The 16,186-nt window shown below is 43.5% G+C and carries 14 protein-coding genes; 10 read left to right on the forward strand and 4 right to left on the reverse strand.

What is annotated here, in order from left to right; all coding sequences use genetic code 11:
* Positions 1 to 309 precede the first annotated feature (309 nt).
* The gene (locus tag B4A24_RS06515) at positions 310 to 774 is read right to left on the reverse strand and encodes a GNAT family N-acetyltransferase (protein WP_293943691.1); all 465 of its coding nucleotides are present in this window, start codon (positions 772 to 774) and stop codon (positions 310 to 312) included.
* A gap of 236 nt (positions 775 to 1,010) precedes the next feature.
* On the opposite strand from B4A24_RS06515, the gene B4A24_RS06520 reads away from it, so the two are divergent.
* The 3 genes from B4A24_RS06520 (at position 1,011) to B4A24_RS06530 (ending at position 4,011) form a co-directional block, all read left to right on the forward strand.
* Entirely contained in the window at positions 1,011 to 2,363 is a 1,353-nt protein-coding gene (locus B4A24_RS06520) for a DUF3472 domain-containing protein (protein WP_293943693.1), read from the forward strand.
* 218 nt (positions 2,364 to 2,581) lie between these two features.
* The gene (locus B4A24_RS06525; RefSeq protein ID WP_293943695.1) at positions 2,582 to 2,887 is read left to right on the forward strand and encodes a hypothetical protein; all 306 of its coding nucleotides are present in this window, start codon (positions 2,582 to 2,584) and stop codon (positions 2,885 to 2,887) included.
* A gap of 323 nt (positions 2,888 to 3,210) precedes the next feature.
* Complete coding sequence (locus tag B4A24_RS06530) at positions 3,211 to 4,011, forward strand: type 1 glutamine amidotransferase domain-containing protein (RefSeq protein ID WP_293943697.1); 801 nt, start codon at positions 3,211 to 3,213, stop codon at positions 4,009 to 4,011.
* 90 nt (positions 4,012 to 4,101) lie between these two features.
* On the opposite strand, the gene B4A24_RS06535 is transcribed toward B4A24_RS06530, so the two are convergent.
* A complete protein-coding gene (locus tag B4A24_RS06535) occupies positions 4,102 to 5,733 on the reverse strand; it encodes a RagB/SusD family nutrient uptake outer membrane protein (protein ID WP_293943699.1) in 1,632 nt (543 codons plus the stop codon).
* A gap of 11 nt (positions 5,734 to 5,744) precedes the next feature.
* On the reverse strand, positions 5,745 to 8,738 hold the full coding sequence (locus tag B4A24_RS06540) for a SusC/RagA family TonB-linked outer membrane protein (protein WP_293943701.1): 2,994 nt from the start codon (positions 8,736 to 8,738) through the stop codon (positions 5,745 to 5,747).
* Positions 8,739 to 9,118: 380 nt separating this feature from the next.
* On the opposite strand from B4A24_RS06540, the gene B4A24_RS06545 reads away from it, so the two are divergent.
* From B4A24_RS06545 to B4A24_RS06570, 6 genes are all read left to right on the forward strand, one after another.
* Entirely contained in the window at positions 9,119 to 10,171 is a 1,053-nt protein-coding gene (locus B4A24_RS06545; RefSeq protein ID WP_293943703.1) for a tellurite resistance/C4-dicarboxylate transporter family protein, read from the forward strand.
* Positions 10,172 to 10,236: 65 nt separating this feature from the next.
* Positions 10,237 to 11,301, forward strand: coding sequence for an MFS transporter (locus B4A24_RS06550; RefSeq protein ID WP_293943705.1), 1,065 nt, complete (start codon positions 10,237 to 10,239; stop codon positions 11,299 to 11,301).
* Positions 11,302 to 11,336: 35 nt separating this feature from the next.
* Positions 11,337 to 13,553: a molybdopterin oxidoreductase family protein gene (locus B4A24_RS06555; protein ID WP_293943707.1), complete on the forward strand. Its 2,217-nt coding sequence runs from the start codon at positions 11,337 to 11,339 to the stop codon at positions 13,551 to 13,553.
* 20 nt (positions 13,554 to 13,573) lie between these two features.
* Positions 13,574 to 14,140, forward strand: a complete 567-nt coding sequence (locus B4A24_RS06560) for a 4Fe-4S dicluster domain-containing protein (protein WP_293943710.1) — start codon at positions 13,574 to 13,576, stop codon at positions 14,138 to 14,140.
* A 35-nt stretch (positions 14,141 to 14,175) separates the two neighbouring features.
* A complete protein-coding gene (locus B4A24_RS06565; RefSeq protein ID WP_293943713.1) occupies positions 14,176 to 14,676 on the forward strand; it encodes a Rieske (2Fe-2S) protein in 501 nt (166 codons plus the stop codon).
* The gene (locus tag B4A24_RS06570; RefSeq protein WP_172393983.1) at positions 14,673 to 14,906 is read left to right on the forward strand and encodes a DUF6755 family protein; all 234 of its coding nucleotides are present in this window, start codon (positions 14,673 to 14,675) and stop codon (positions 14,904 to 14,906) included. Before B4A24_RS06565 ends, B4A24_RS06570 begins: the two co-directional genes overlap by 4 nt.
* Before the next feature lie 70 nt (positions 14,907 to 14,976).
* Here B4A24_RS06570 and B4A24_RS06575 read toward each other — a convergent pair whose 3' ends face one another.
* Positions 14,977 to 15,435: a MaoC family dehydratase gene (locus tag B4A24_RS06575; RefSeq protein WP_293943717.1), complete on the reverse strand. Its 459-nt coding sequence runs from the start codon at positions 15,433 to 15,435 to the stop codon at positions 14,977 to 14,979.
* A 416-nt stretch (positions 15,436 to 15,851) separates the two neighbouring features.
* On the opposite strand from B4A24_RS06575, the gene B4A24_RS06580 reads away from it, so the two are divergent.
* A complete protein-coding gene (locus tag B4A24_RS06580; RefSeq protein ID WP_293943719.1) occupies positions 15,852 to 16,049 on the forward strand; it encodes a hypothetical protein in 198 nt (65 codons plus the stop codon).
* Positions 16,050 to 16,186: the final 137 nt, after the last annotated feature.

Raw genomic sequence — 16,186 nt, forward strand, 5'->3', positions numbered from 1 at the left:
GAGCCGAATATAGGATTTAGAATTGTTTTTCTGAAATTACTTAGACTAATTATAAATAATAGTTTTTATTCTACGATCAACCGAAAGCTAAATAAGAGGCTACTAAATATATGCACTGCCCTACCCAACATAAAAAAAGCACATTATTGGGCCACTATTACTTTGGACAACAAGAGTAAATTCCTTAGATATTTATCCAAGAGAATATAAATTATTGATTTTCGATTGTAACAATGTGAACTTAAACGATAGGTTTCTTGGATCTTTCAGAAAAAGTACACTTCTTCTGAAAGATCCATAGAGTCGCATCTATAGCTCAATTTCTAATCGCATTTCCAATAGATTTGGCTTAAAGCCAGCTTTGCTATACGCAATTATCGCACTATCATTTTGGTCATAAACCTGAAGTCTAACTTCGGATATTTTTCTGTGCTTTGCCCAATTTACGAGCGCTTCTAGGATTAATTTATTGATACCCTGCCCACGGTAGTCAGGCCGCACATACATAAACCCCAGATGGACATATTGTGCATATTTTTGGAAGGCTTTAGCATCCACTATTTTCGCATAACCGGATCCCACGATCTGATCGCCGATCGTCGCAACCAAGACTTCCGCTTGGGGCGATTTTATTAATTCCAACAAATCATAGTAATGAATCTCGCCTTCTTTTAAAGTGCTATCATACGGTCGTTCTGCTGCTACTATTCCCTGTTCAAATTCTAGTAAAACATTGATTTCATGCTCTTGTGCTTGTCTGATTTTTACTTCCATTCCTGATATTTTTTGATTATTTGTGATGATATACAACCTTTTTCGAGTCATAAGCAGTTGTTGCAATATACAAAAATCGATGATCCTAAGGCCCCAATGAAATGTCAATAGTCTGTAAATTGCTGTAACAGTCTATGCCTGTTACAAAAGTAAATTGGACAATCGATTGCATGCAATTTATTTTCGAAATATGTAAATCGTTTGATAAATTGACTGTGAACAATTAAAAATAAATTATGAAAAAAATCAAATTTGTGGCACTCCTCGGTGCTGCGCTGGTCTTTTTTGTCTCCTGCGAAAAGACTCTTGAAAAAACGGCGGACGAAGAAGCACTATCCCTACGGGCGGCTACACCCGGCCCTAACGGTTATGAGGTTCCACTGGGGGGCAATGCCTTTGTGACATCGGCACCTTCCGGCGCTGCTGAGGTTATCAATAGCAATGGCCTAGCGAATTGGACCAATTCAAACAGCATCGTGAGCACCTATGCCAAGCTGCCACAAGCCGGTACGTTGACCGTAAAAATTCGAGCCAAAGTATTACCTAATGGTGATAGCAGCGTGGTTAAGTTGACAATCAATGGTGTTAGTAAGCAAGTAAGGCTCAAGGGCGGTACTACCAAAGACTATGCAGTCGGGAGTTATATACTTGATGCCGGCGGCTACGTTAAAATGGACCTTCAAGGCGTTTCCAAAACCGGGGGGTACTTTGCAGACGTGTCACATTTAATTTTGAGTGGAACAGCTACCACGGGAACCGTCATTTATAGTGACAACAACGTCGATAATACCTACTATTGGTCCCGTCGTGGCCCCTCCTGTCATCTAAGCTATACCGTACCTACCAACCAGCAGGTTTCTTATTACTATAGTGAAATCAATGTTCCTAGTGGTGAGAACAAAATAGGTTCTTACTTTATGGCTAACGGATTTGGCCAGGGCTATTTTGGCATGCAGGTCAATTCAGCGACCGAGCGCCGTATTTTGTTCTCTGTCTGGAGTCCATACAGTACCGACAATCCGGCAGAAATACCTGTTGAAGACCGGATTACGCTCAACCGCAAAGGTGCCAATACGATTACTGGCGAGTTTGGTGGTGAAGGATCTGGCGGGCAGAGTTATATGAAGTACAGCTGGACCAGTGGTAAAAGCTATAAATTTTTACTTAAAGGTGAGCCAGACAGTAGTGGTGCCACCGATTTTACCGCCTGGTTCAATGATCCCTCGGTCAACAGCTGGGTGCTTATTGCGAGTTGGAAAAGACCCAAGATCGCAACTTACTTAACCAACTTCCATAGCTTCCTAGAAAATTTCAATGCAGATAATGGTTATTTGGGGCGTTCAGCAGATTATAAAAATCAATGGGTACGGACGGCATCAGGTACCTGGATGCCAGTGGTTCAAGCCAAATTTACGGTGGATGCAACCTACTCCAGCAATCAGCGCATCGATGCGATGGGTGGTACCACTGGTAGTAGCTTCTTTCTTAAAAATGGTGGGTTTTTCAATACTGTCGTTAATCCTGGTACATTATTTACGGTAAATAATGGAAATACTGCACCAGCGATTGACCTTACCACACTGCCCTAAGTAAGAGAAAAGTAGTCAACTGCTAACTAAAACAATGGGCAGGGAGGCACAGTTACAAGCCTCTCTGCCCCTTTTATTTGCCTTATTGGCTTCTAAGCGGTGTAACAAAGCCTCCGCGGCGCTGTTTGAAGGATACACATTTGTTTCATGAAAAGATCAAAAGAAATTCTTAAGGTAAACGATTTATGCAAACAGTTTGTTCATTAAAAAAAAGAACTATGAATACCAAACTGAAACTTGCTATCGCCGTGATTACCGGAGCGGCATTGATTTTTTTTAAACGCCGCAAGGAGAGATTAAAAAATAGCGAACAGTCAAAAACTGCTCAAAAAAAATCCAATAATGGACAGTCAAGCAAACCCGTCGGTTACCGGCCATTTAAAGACCTGGCAGAGGAAAATATGCCCGATATTGTGACACTACAGCGTGCTAATCCACAGTCGTTTACGGATGGAAAACATATTCCCGCGTCAAGTTCTCCCCAGTCTGTGGCTTATCATCCTAAGGGCAATAGACATCATTAAGGTATGCAATGGCCAATGGTGCAAAAATGCCAGTCCTTTATCAAATGAAAATTCCCCTCTGTTGCCGGTGATAATACGATGATACTTGCCAGGCCCTCCCCCAAAAGTGGTTGTAGCATCTGTTTCGCCAAGATTTAATTTATAGGTAGCTTTAATCAGAACGGTCTACCATATTAGGAATTGCATCGTTGATATGGTCAAAACCAATTGGCAGATTATGTTTTATTTGAATAGTAAAACAGGAGATTTTGTGATGTATGTCACAACAAATTATAAGGTGAAATAAGGAAATTTGTGCTGACAAAAAATAAAATGATAACGATATGAAAGTAAAACATCTCCTTAAACAAATGGGTATATTTTCCGTCCTATTGATGCTTACAGTAACGCAGTCCCGTGCAACAAATATGGAAACAAATTCCCCATCACAGCCAGAAGTTGCTGCAAAACCAAAAATATTGTTTGTGGTAACTAGCCATGATTCCAAAGGGAATACCGGTGAAAAAACAGGCTACTATCTCGGCGAAGTATCGCATCCCTGGGAGGTATTGACGGAGGCCGGTTATGAGATTGATTTTGTTAGTCCTCAAGGCGGCAATCCGCCTGTGGATGGATTTGATCTGACCGACCCTGTTAATAAAAAATTCTGGGAAGACAAGCACTATCAGAATAAAATCAGCCATTCACTCAAGCCATCGCAGGTAAAACCTGAAGAATATAAAGCCATCTTTTATGCCGGTGGGCATGGCGCGATGTGGGATTTTCCTTCCGATTCGCAACTAGCAACTATAGCCGCCAAGATTTACGAAGCGAATGGCGTTGTCGCTGCTGTATGCCATGGTCCGGCCGGTCTGACCAATATCAAGTTGAGCAATGGTGAATATTTGGTGAAAGGCAAAAAAGTAAATGGTTTTACCAATGAAGAGGAACAACTCGTCAAGCTTACCGATGTCGTCCCTTTTTTATTGGAAGATAAGCTAAAGGCAATTGGTGGCCTTTATGAAAAATCCGGACCTTGGCAGCCACATGTTACCGTAGACGGCAGGTTGATCAGCGGCCAAAATCCCCAGTCAGCCAAAGCTGTAGGTGAAGCTATCGTGAAAGCGCTGCAGAACGCAGGTTAATAGCTGAAAATCAATTTCAACTTTGTGACACAAATAGAAGGCCGTAACTCTGTTACGGCCTTCTTTCCATTGCCCCTTTACTTTATCTATTTATTGATAACCTTCGTTTTGCGTAAACTCATCTTTATTTGTAATGGCGTCTAGCTGAGCCTGTGGTATTGGCCGTACTCGGTGATAATCCTGGATATAGGTGGCGATATCCGGGTTGTGCGCTTTGACGCGTTCGACTAATTTTCCGGTACGTTTGAGGTCAAACCAACGGATCTGTTCACCAGCAAATTCCCGCGCGCGCTCATCAAGGATAAAATCGAGCGTAACTTGACCCGGTGTGATCTTCATCTTTTCCTCCCAACCAGGTTGTGCTGCCCGCGTGCGCACAATGTTTATCCAGTGTGCTGCAGAATCCCGGTTACCCAGATTTAATTGCGCCTCCGCCGCATTGAGATAAAGTTCTGCAAATCGGATGGCAAAAACATCGCGGGCACTCTGCGCTTCATTGGATGAAGGACGTGTGGGATCTAAAAATTTAGTTAGGGTCGGATAACGTAATTGGTCTTTCACCTTTCCGTCACTGGCATAGATATAATTCCTATCATAGATCTTATAGGCCTTGCCGGTGTTACTTATCGCTCTGCGCGTGGCAAAGACTGCGGTATCACCCAGTTTGACCGTAGCCGTCGGGTTATTGGAATAAAATACCTCTTTAAAAGATGCTGCGTAGCGGCTATCCCCTTCGGGATACAAGTCCAATAGAAAACGTGTGGGCATATATCTGTTAAATGGCCGGCCGTTAGCGAGGTCGCGCTGCATGCCCGTCTCTGTATCATATTTCATTAGAAACAGCAGATGGCCATTGTTGCTACCCCGGTTGTGTCCCAGCGGATTTAGGATTTTATCACTTATATCGTTCAAGGCCAGATTGGTCGAATAATTGACTGCATACACGACCTCCTTATTTTTTAAGTTGGCCATATTCCACAGGTCAGCATAGTTTTTGAGCAGTTCAAAGCCATAATTTCCCTTAATGACCGACACAGCATATTCATTGGCCTCCTTATATTTCCCATGAGAAAGGTATACACGGGACAGGAAAGCACGAGCCGCGGGATTGGTCACGCGACCGTAGTCAGAGACCGTATTAGGGAGATCTTTAATTGCTGCCAGTAGATCCGATTCGATCAGCGCGTAAAATTCCGCTGGTGCTGTCTTGTTTGCTGTCGTGACGATGCCAACAGTTTCTGTCGTGGTTAGATGCACACCACCCCAGGTCTGCAGGATATGCCAATAGTAAAAGGCGCGCAGAAAACGCAGTTCGGCCAGCCTGATAGCTTTGGTGCTTTCATTCAGACCTGCCGCATCGATGCGGGCAATACCCGCATTACAGATATTTACGGCCGAATACAATGCCTTCCATTCTGTTGCCAGCGCAGCGTTGTTTCCCTGGAGATTAATATACTTCATTAAGTCTGGAAACGTATCCCCGGCTCCACTCATCCATAGGTCTGTGCCCATCTCCGATATGCTGTACCCCTCTTCCTTTCCATACCACCAGCGTTGGTAGGAATAGGCTGCGTTTACTAATGATTCAAAACCTTCCGGCGTCGCGAACACTTTCTCCGAAGTCAATCCACTTGGATTGTACTCATCCAAAATCTTTGAACAACTCGATGAAGCGAGTACCACCAAAGAGGCTATTACGATATTTTTGATCTTTCTTTTCATTTATTTAGCATTTAAAATCCAACATTCACACCGAATACAAACAATTTTGTCATCGGAAAATTCTCCGATCCACCCCTTTCAGGATCATAGGAGTTCAACAGATCTGATTTTGTCCACGTAAATGGATTTTTCGCCGTACCATATACCCGCAGTTTCTTAACAAAGCCATCTTTTAAAATGGATTGCGGGAAATTGTATCCCAGCGATATATTTCTGATCCGGAGGTATGAGCCATCTACGTAGCCCAATGAGCTGGAGTATAATGTACTTGCCAGCGACAGTCCGGAGTTTGGCCTTGGATTGGCATTGGTCGGATTCTCCGGAGTCCAATAGTCAATGATTGCCGAACTCTGCCCCAAACCCTGCGGGTCATAACGGCGCAAGAAATTCGGTTGTAATGTTTGACCCCATCTCGCAAAAAGCAATACATTCAGGTCAAACCCTTTATAGCTAAACGTATTGTCCCAGGAGCCAAACCATTTTGGTCTAGGCGTTCCGACGATAACACGGTCATTGCTGGCATCAATTTTTCCATCCCCATTGATATCCCGCACATGAATATCACCAGGCTTTTGATTGTACTTAGCAGCTTCCTCCTCCTGACCGAGTTGCCAGATGCCCAACTTATCATAATCGTAGAAGACAGTGGTTGGCTGTCCGATAAACCAGCCGTTCCCGATGTCATCCGAGCTGGTCACCAATTCAACGATTTCTTCCTTATTTCGGGTGTAGGAAATTGCGGTATTCCAGGTGAAAGGAGCATCTTTTACCACATCAGCATTCACCGTTAGCTCGATACCACGGTTGCGGGTTTTGCCGATATTCTGAATCACATTGCTTATCCCAGTCGATGGTGGAAGCCCACGTTCAAGTAATAGTTTTGACGTTTTGGAATCGTAATAGTCGATGGTTCCGGAGATACGGCCCTTCATGATGCCAAAATCCAGCCCTGCATTTGTCGTGGCAGTGATTTCCCAGCCCAGATTGGGGTTGCCGATCTGTGAAGCAAAAGTATATCCTGTGGCAGAAGCATCGTCATATGCAAAAGCCACCCGGCTCAGGTTGCTCTGTGTTGAATAAGGTGATACCGCATAATTGCCCGCTCTACCCCAGCTCAGTCTAGCTTTTAACTCGCTAAATAAAGTCTGATTTTTCATAAAAGATTCATCGACAATGCGCCATCCTGCGGCTACAGATGGAAAGAATGCCCATTTGCTGCCCTTGGCCAAGATCGAAGATCCGTCTGAGCGTCCAGTTGCTGTTAGCAGGTATTTTCCTTTGTAACTATAGTTTACCCGTCCTGCAAAAGAAAGAAGATTGTTCATACTATAGGCGGTCGTAGTCGCCAGGTTTTTGGACGCATTGCCGAGCGCATAGAAAAGCTGGCTATCTAGGATCAGCCCCTCACCCGAAGCATCTATACGATCAGACCTGTTCCAGAGAATACTGTTGACGGCTGTAATATTCAAGTTATGGTCGCCAAAAGAGTTTTGATAAGACAAGACATTTTCCCAGTTCACCAGATGACTATTTTCAGTGCTATAGGTTGCCTTTGATGCCGAGCCATTCCGGTCAATGGTATACATTCCCGCGAAAGACCCCTCCCTATTGTTATTAAGCGTCACGCCTATCGTCGATTTGCCCGAAAATCCTTTCCAAGGCTTCAGTTCTAGATAGCCATTGATAAGTGTACGGGTCACGAGGTTTTGTGCATCATAAGCATTCGGTTCGAGATCGACCAGCGGGTTGATAGCCGAGCCATTCAATGGATAGCGTATTAAACTGCCATCTTCGTTGTAGATCCGTCCCAGTGGACTAATTTTATTGGCCTGATTTAACGGGTCGCGTGCCGCCCGGATTTTGTAATGTGTGACCTGCGATTGCATTCCCGCCCGAAAATATGTTCCCAGTTCCTGATCAATATTGAGCCGGCCGCCAAAACGGTTTGATTTATCCTGTTCGAAAATTCCCCTTTCGTTCAAAAAATCGCCAGAGAAATAAACCTTCGTTTTTTCAGTGCCAGCATTGATACCGACTTGATAATTTTGCTGAAAACCCTCCTTGACCAAAAGGTCAAAATAATTGGTATACTCATTGTTTTTGATGGCATCCAGTTCGGCCGTATTGAAGATCGCGGCATCATCAGCTTCACTGTTCCATTTACCCGTGGCACGATACGCTTCACGCCGCAATTTAACCCATTGGTCCAAATTCATGACCTCCGGGTAGCGCGCTACTTTGGAGATACCGGCATAGGCGTTGAAGGAAATTTGTGCTGCTCCAGTTTTCCCTTTTTTAGTGGTTATGATAATGACGCCATTAGCTCCTCTTGAACCATAGATTGCGGTCGACGAAGCATCTTTCAAGACCTCCATGGATTCTACGTCATTCGGATTAATATCCTGAATGTTGCTGTACTGAATCCCGTCGACAATATACAAGGGGCCATTTTGTGCGGTTATGGATCGATTACCACGGATCGTAACATTCACGCCCGACGACGCCGCACCGCTACTCCTGGTCACATCCATTCCTGATACTTTGCCTTGTACCGACTCGAGCATATTTGCTGAAGGAACCTTGGCAATTTCATCGCCTTTGACCGAAACCACAGAACCCGTAAGGTCACGTTTTTTAACAGTACCATAGCCGACCACAACGACCTCATCGAGCTTCGAGTCATTCGATGTCAGCACGATGTTGAGCGGTTTTCCAGCTACGATAGTTACGTTTTGCGAATCAGCACCTAGGTAAGTTACCGACAATTGTTTGACATCTTTAGGCAGTTTGAGTGAAAAGTTTCCGTTAGCATCGGAGGATGTGGATATTGCGCTATTTCCCAGGGCCCGGATTGTTGCTCCGGATAGTGGTTTTCCCTGCGGATCTTTCACTATCCCATTTACACTTTGTTCCTGTCCGCGAACATGAGAAGCAGACAAAACAAGTATCGCGCTCAGAGCAGTAGTTTTTAGGATACTACTTTCCCATTCAATCTTTGGTATCATAAGGTATTACAGTTTATAATTTTTTTCCCTTCGCGGTAGTGCAACCGCTTGCAGTAATTGAATTTAAAAATTATAAATTCAATCTGATCAGATTTTTTACGCAATCGTTGCCGTTATAAACTGCCTTATGATGTTCGCCTTCTGATAGCGCTACTTCAAACTCGCAAACCACTACCGTCAGGCCACTGCACAGCTGAAACGTAATTCATATTTTTTGTGCTGTAACTACTTTAAATACAGAGTATTCGCTTAGTCTGATTTTAATCCCATGTGTGTCTGCGAATACCATGGGAATGGCACAATACCATGGTTAACCAGTTAAGAATAGCAATGAAGTAAAACAAGAAATGAATCTATTTGTTATTACCAAAAATTAACCAATGAATCCACTCGAAAAACGAATCAAAATTTTGCTTCCGGGTTATTTTGCCATGGTAATGGCCACAGGGATCATATCCATTGCTTGTCTTCTCGAGAATTTCGCAACACTGGGCAAGGTTCTCTTTTATCTCAATATTCTATTTTTGGTAGCGCTATTGGCAGCCTTGATCTACCGCATGATCCGGTTTTGGTCCGATGTAGTTGCAGATTTCAAAAGTTATCAACGTGGCCCCGGATTTTTTACGCTTGTTGCGGCCTTATGTATCATGGGCAATCAAGTTATTCTCTTCGAAGATATGTACAAACTTGCTACTGGATTATTGATTGTGGCTGCCATCATTTGGGCTTTTATTATCTATGGTTTCTTTTATAACCTAACGGTGACTGATGACAAAAAGCCATTAAAAGAAGGTATCAACGGAACTTGGCTTGTTATTATTGTCTCTACTCAAGCGATATCAGTGTTGATCTCTTTTGTGTCAGATGGATTGGGCCCAGTCGCCGAAATTTACCTGTTTATGGCCGCCTGCCTATTTTTGATAGGTTGTATTTTTTACCTGTATCTTATGTCATTGATTATTTATAGGATATCCTTCTTCCCATTAAATGCGATGGAACTGGGGGCTCCCTATTGGATCAATATGGGCGCCACGGCGATTTCCACGCTTGCGGGATCGATGTTGATCCTCCATGAAAAACAGTTCGGCTTTCTTATGGAGATTCGTCCATTTTTGAAAGGATTTGTGCTTTTATTTTGGGCTGCGGGCACCTGGTGGATACCACTGTTGGTGCTATTGGGAGCCTGGCGTCATATTGTCAAAAAGATCAAGGTGCCTACTGCGGCTGCCGGATATGACCCGACGTATTGGGCCATGGTCTTCCCGCTCGGTATGTATGTAGTCAGTACGTACCGCCTTAGTGAAGCTTTAGATATTGCATTCCTAAAACTTATTCCCAATGGTTTTATTTATATCGCTCTATTTGCCTGGATAGCAGTAATAATTGGGTTTATCAGACAGTTACTCAAAGCGTTTTGGAATATAAAAATTTAGGATGAGATCCTTGCAAACAATTTACGGACAATGATGTTATAGAAATTGTAAACTATACCATTTATATGTCAAAGCTTGTTGACTTAAAAGCGTTTCTGATTGCCAGTACAGCAACATTGCTGACCTTATTGATGATCTTGATTGGGTCGCGTAGGCTCCAGAATTTTGATGCAGCATTGATTGCCTATCTCTTCGGTACCTTATTCGCAGTTTTTGGTATTGTTTATCGTTATACCGTTTGGATTCAGCGTCCCCCTACCCGCGTATACTTTGTCAGCAGTTTAAAAACACTGTTTTCAAAAGATGGACTTAATTTCGTCGGATATACACTGAAAGATTTTCTATTAAATATCATTTTCCAGCGATTTATCATCCGAAGAGGTAAATACCGTGGTTTTGCACATCTTTTCATGGCCATAGGCTGTTTCTTGGCTTTTTGTATTACCATACCGCTTACTTTCGGCTGGATACACTTTACATTAGTCCCAGGTTCGGGAATGGATCCGGCCGCACCCAAAATTTATACTGCGCATTTCTTCGGTTTCGACGTGATGAACTTTCCGGTAAAGTCCATTATTGGATTTTTGACTTTTGGGGCACTTAACTGGTGCTCAATTTTGGTCATTATCGGCGCTACATATTTTCTTCAAAGACGGCTAAAAGATCCCGGGCTTATTGCCACACAAACTTTCGAAGGCGATATTCTGCCTTTGCTACTGTTGATCTTAGTTTCATTAACCGGTCTGGGCTTGACCCTTGATTACGAATTTATGCATGGAAAAGCGTATGAATTTATGGCGGTAACCCACGCCTTTTTTGTAATCGTATTTTTAGTCTGGATGCCTTTCGGAAAATTCTTTCATATTATCCAACGTCCTGCCCAGATTGGTGCACATATTTATAAGGAAGTTGGCCGTAAAAAAGGTATGCAGCAGTGCAAGTTTACCCATAAAGAATATACCACAAAGTTACATGTCGCAGATCTAAAGAAAATCACCAAAGAAACAGGTTTCAACCTTGAAAATAAAGACGGTGAATCCATTTTGGACTACAGTCCCGAAGGTAAACGTGACCTCCTAGCCATAGCACATTTTAAGGCGCGCAAGCAATCGGGAGATTTTTTCGGATAATATGCAGATCATTTAATATAAAAGACAGCGTTAGCATGGCAAAACTACCACTTCCAGCAGAACAGATTATCGATGAGTTTGGTCCACATCTTCATTTTCCGGACCCAGAGGGCACCCCTGGCCGTGATGAACCCGATAAAATTGTGGAGACGCACTGTTGCTTTTGCGGTATGCAATGCGGGATAAAATTATTGGCCAAGAATAATAAAGTCGTCGGTTTTGAGCCCTGGATGGAATTCCCCTTCAATGAAGGTCGGCTCTGTCCCAAAGGAGTACAGCGCTATCTACAGGATAATCATCCCGATCGGTTAACGAGTCCATTGATCAATACACCAGGAAAGGGTTATGTGCCCACTTCTTGGGATGCTGCCATGGAAAAGACGGTAGCTGAAATTCGCCGTATCCAGGAGACGTATGGTCACGATGCTTTTGCTGTGCTTTCGGGTGTATCCCTCAGCAATGAAAAATCCTATATGATGGGCAAATTTGCAAGGGTAGCTTTAAAAACAAAGAATCTCGATTACAATGGCCGTTTATGCATGGTGTCTGCGGGTGCGGGCAACAAAAAAGCCTTTGGTCTTGACCGTACTTCCAATAACTATAGCGACCTGGCACATGCTGAGGTCATTATTGTCACAGGAGCAAATGTCTCAGAGACCTTCCCCACGCTGACCTATTGGCTGTGGCAGGCACGTGACAATGGAGCCAAAATTATTGTGGTTGATCCACGGGAAATTCCTCTGGCACGGACAGCAGATATTCACCTTGATATTAGGCCAGGTACCGATTCAGCGCTTTTTGGCGCCATACTTAATTACATGGTGCAGCATGATCTTCTGGACCATGAATTTATCGACAATTATACTTCTGGCTTCGACGAGACCATAGCCGCGGTCAAAGACTATACTTTAACTTGGGCCGAGGAGGTCACCGGCGCAAAGAAAGAGAAGATCGAGGCTGCAGCCAAACTCTGGGGCAAAGCCTCTACCTCCTTCCTGCTGCATGCCCGCGGTATCGAGCATCATACCAAAGGTGTAGAAAACGTATTGAGTTGTATCAATATTGTCCTCGCTTCGGGCAGAATTGGACGACCCTATTGTGGTTATGGCACCATCACCGGACAAGGTAATGGACAGGGAGGCCGAGAACACGGTCATAAATGTGACCAGTTACCTGGCAATCGTGATATAGAAAATCCGGAGCATCGCAAGTATATCTCTGATGTGTGGGGCATAGACGAAAAAGATCTGCCCGGAAAAGGACTTACAGCCTATGAAATCATTGATGCCATTCATCGGGATGAAATTAAGGGGTTGATATCCATTTGTTTCAATCCACTTGTGTCTCTCCCAAATAATAATTATGTCAGAGCTGCACTTGAAAAGTTAGAATTCTATGTGGGCATTGATTTCTTTATGAGTGAGACAATGCGCCACTGTGATGTTATTCTACCAGGCTCTCTGCACGAAGAAGAGGAAGGTACGGTCACCACTGCCGAGGGGAGAGTTGTCCGGATTCGTAAAGTCGTAGATCCACCTGTCGGTGCACGCGCCGACTCCGAAATTATTATGGAGATCGCCCGGCGTCTCGGTGTCGGCGATAAATTTTCCTACCCTGATAGTGAGGCGATATTCAATGAATTGCGCATTGCTTCCAAAGGCGGTACTGCAGATTACTATGGGATCACTTACGAAAAAATTGAAAAGAATATGGGCATATTCTGGCCTTGTCCCGAACTTGATCATCCCGGCACGCCCCGACTTTGGGAAGACCGTAAATTTAAGACTGCGGATGGCAAAGCACATTTCAATCCCGTTGAATATCATCCCAGCATGGATCCTACCGACGCTGAATATCCCGTGATACTAACAACTGGACGGGTTGTTTCACAATACCTTAGTGGTACACAGACCCGTCGTATCGGAAAGCTGGTCAAGCAATTTGCGCAGCCCTTTTTAGAGATCCACCCTGTATTGGCCAAGACACTCGGAATAAGCCAATACGAAGATGTTCGGGTCGTTACCAAACGGGGTGATGCCATTTTTCCGGCCAATATTGTAGAAACAATTCGCGAAGATACTGTGTTTTTACCCTATCACTGGCCTGGAAAAAAATCCGCCAATCAATTGACGAGCGCATTTCTAGACCCTATTTCAAAAATCCCGGAATTTAAGGTAAGTGCCTGTAAGCTTATTCCGACGGGTAACCACTCTTACATTGGCAATGATGCATTGGATTATCAAAGTATATAACAGCATAAAAAGGAAAGATTATGGCAGAGTATTATAAATTGCAAGAAGAATTTTTTGTTGACATGCAGCGTTGCATCGGATGCAAAGCTTGCGAAGCGGCCTGTGCCGAATGCGAGACCAATGGACAGGAATCCATGATCCATGTAAACTATGTGGATCGAAGTACCACTATTCAGACAACCGTACAGGTCTGTATGCACTGTGAAGATCCCGTTTGTGCCAACGTATGTCCGGCAGACGCCATCACCAAGGATGAATTTGGGGTAGTCCATACCGCCAACACATCGCGATGCATAGGTTGCTCCAATTGTGTCGTGGCTTGCCCATTTGGCGTCCCTAAGAAAATGGAGGAATATGACCTCATGATGAAATGCAATATGTGTTACGACCGTACTAGTGTAGGCAAAAAACCGATGTGTGCCACGGTGTGTCCCAGCGGCGCTTTATTTTACGGAACCCGGGAGGAGATACAGGCCAAGCGCCCAAATTCCACGCCGATCAACACATTCCTTTTTGGCGAGGAAACCGTCAAAACAAAGGTCAACCTAATGATGCCAAAGGGCAGCACTGAATTGCGCGTCTTATAGCGTGAAAGATATGTGCTATTTAAAACCGTATTTCTATGAGCAATGATAAAAAACACTGGAAAGAAGATTTCCCGATCAACCGGCCAGAGTCCAATGAAGTGAGCCGGAGAGATTTTGCGCGGATATTGACCTTCGTGTCCGGGGGAATGGTATTTGGCAATGCTGCGATCGCTGCAAAAGCATACTTTTCAAAAAAAGAGACTGATTCTAAAAAGCAAAAAATCTGCACGACAAGTGACATACCCGTTGGTGGTACAAAGTCCTTTGTACTGGAGAATAGCGCCATTCCCTATATACTGGTTCGTACTGAAGAAGATGAGTATTATTCGTATGAACAAAAATGCACCCATCTTTCCTGCGCCGTCTATTATCGTCCCGGAACCATGAAGATCGAATGCCCTTGCCACAATGGCTGGTTTGACGTAAAAACCGGCGAAGTGCTACAGGGGCCGCCACCCCGACCTTTGAACAAATTAGCAGTCACCATCGAAGGAAAAGATATCTTCGTTCAAAAAATTAGCCACAAATCGGTATGAGCAATTTTAGAAGAGGACAAGAGCAGTCCCACCCCCAGAAAAAAAATATGATCCTGTCAACGCTGATCGCAGTATTGTTGATCAATTTGTTGATACAGATCTGGTTATTATATACGGCACTTAACAATGCCCTCGAAGGTCACCCCGAAGTGGCTTATAGTACCTTTGTTGCTTCATTTGTGCTCTTTATTGCCTGTGTCATTTGGCTCTATTTTCTTCCCAGAAAATAATATAGGGTAAAACTGTCTGAAAACTCAGGTAGGTTTTTATTTATTTTAAGGTATAATTGCCTTTCATACGCTATTGAAAATGATAAAGGAAAATAACATCACCCACATAAGCAGGCTTGTCTTGTCCTTTAATGGCCAGTTTTGCCTGGATAACAGCCTTCACTGTTCCCCTCAGATTTGATATGGACTTTGCTGTGGCCTTAAGTTGTACCTCGCTATCTACCGGAACTGCCTGGCCAAATTTAAAGTTTTCTATCCCATAGTTGATCTCCATTTTTACGTTACGTACATCAGCAATCTGCTTCCATAAATAAGGGATAAGCGAAAGGGTCAAATAGCCGTGGGCAATGGTCGTTCCAAAGGGACCCTCCTGCTTTGCCTTTTGCTGGTCAACATGGATCCACTGGAAATCGAGCGTTGATTCCGCAAATTTTGTTATCTGCTGCTGATCGATCTGATGCCAATCAGAAACTCCAATAATTTTCCCTTCGTAGGATTTATACTCTTCAAAATTGTTAATAATTATCATTGTTATTTGGATTTATCTTGGTTCACACGATCCATTGACAAGGTAACATAAATTTGTAAAAATTTAACTATTAAAGATCATTTGGTACGACATGATACGCAGTTATCGTCTATTCCCATCCCTGGATAGCTCTTCTTATAGCATACGATAACCCCAATCTCGCTGGTGCATATTCTACCAGGTTTCTTCTTTATGAAATTCGTACCAGTCCTCTGGATACAGTTTGATGACGTCCTGCGCTTCCTGTCTGCTGTCAATGCTGTTATAACACGATCCAAACTGTTTTCAAAAATAACCTCATTATAGGTTCTATTGCCTATTGATTTACAATTTGCAACCTTGCTTTACAATCCGTTCGATTTTTCTTGATCAAACCATTCCCTTGTTGCAACTGTTCTCCACAAAAAGGAGGAAATATGCCTTGGTACAACGGAAATTACCCAGCATCTTATAAAAATCAACCAATTAAAATTCGCGATAAAGCGACCGAAATAGCGAACGCTATGCTCGAAGAAGGTGTTGAGGAGGGTATCGCCATCGCTACCGGGCTCAAAAAAGCGCGGGAATATTTTGAACAAATCGAAGATGGTGACAACACAGAAAAGCCAAAATAGAAGCCATATTGAATACAAAAGATAACCACCCATTGCATCAAAAAAAGGCGATGTAAAACGGCCGGACTTATAGGTGCAGCCAGTGCCTGAACATATTAATCAAAGCAAAGTGCTCGAATGTGTCGTGATCCGTAATA

Source organism: Sphingobacterium sp. UBA7249 (assembly GCF_002472835.1).
In the GTDB taxonomy this organism is placed as follows: domain Bacteria; phylum Bacteroidota; class Bacteroidia; order Sphingobacteriales; family Sphingobacteriaceae; genus Sphingobacterium; species Sphingobacterium prati.

Bases quoted from the DNA above. Each gene is read 5' to 3' on its own strand.
- B4A24_RS06515 (WP_293943691.1), bottom strand. From the start codon at position 774: ATGGAAGTAAAAATCAGACAAGCACAAGAGCATGAAATCAATGTTTTA.
- B4A24_RS06520 (WP_293943693.1), top strand. From the start codon at position 1,011: ATGAAAAAAATCAAATTTGTGGCACTCCTCGGTGCTGCGCTGGTCTTT.
- B4A24_RS06525 (WP_293943695.1), top strand. From the start codon at position 2,582: ATGAATACCAAACTGAAACTTGCTATCGCCGTGATTACCGGAGCGGCA.
- B4A24_RS06530 (WP_293943697.1), top strand. From the start codon at position 3,211: ATGAAAGTAAAACATCTCCTTAAACAAATGGGTATATTTTCCGTCCTA.
- B4A24_RS06535 (WP_293943699.1), bottom strand. From the start codon at position 5,733: ATGAAAAGAAAGATCAAAAATATCGTAATAGCCTCTTTGGTGGTACTC.
- B4A24_RS06540 (WP_293943701.1), bottom strand. From the start codon at position 8,738: ATGATACCAAAGATTGAATGGGAAAGTAGTATCCTAAAAACTACTGCT.
- B4A24_RS06545 (WP_293943703.1), top strand. From the start codon at position 9,119: ATGAATCCACTCGAAAAACGAATCAAAATTTTGCTTCCGGGTTATTTT.
- B4A24_RS06550 (WP_293943705.1), top strand. From the start codon at position 10,237: ATGTCAAAGCTTGTTGACTTAAAAGCGTTTCTGATTGCCAGTACAGCA.
- B4A24_RS06555 (WP_293943707.1), top strand. From the start codon at position 11,337: ATGGCAAAACTACCACTTCCAGCAGAACAGATTATCGATGAGTTTGGT.
- B4A24_RS06560 (WP_293943710.1), top strand. From the start codon at position 13,574: ATGGCAGAGTATTATAAATTGCAAGAAGAATTTTTTGTTGACATGCAG.
- B4A24_RS06565 (WP_293943713.1), top strand. From the start codon at position 14,176: ATGAGCAATGATAAAAAACACTGGAAAGAAGATTTCCCGATCAACCGG.
- B4A24_RS06570 (WP_172393983.1), top strand. From the start codon at position 14,673: ATGAGCAATTTTAGAAGAGGACAAGAGCAGTCCCACCCCCAGAAAAAA.
- B4A24_RS06575 (WP_293943717.1), bottom strand. From the start codon at position 15,435: ATGATAATTATTAACAATTTTGAAGAGTATAAATCCTACGAAGGGAAA.
- B4A24_RS06580 (WP_293943719.1), top strand. From the start codon at position 15,852: ATGCCTTGGTACAACGGAAATTACCCAGCATCTTATAAAAATCAACCA.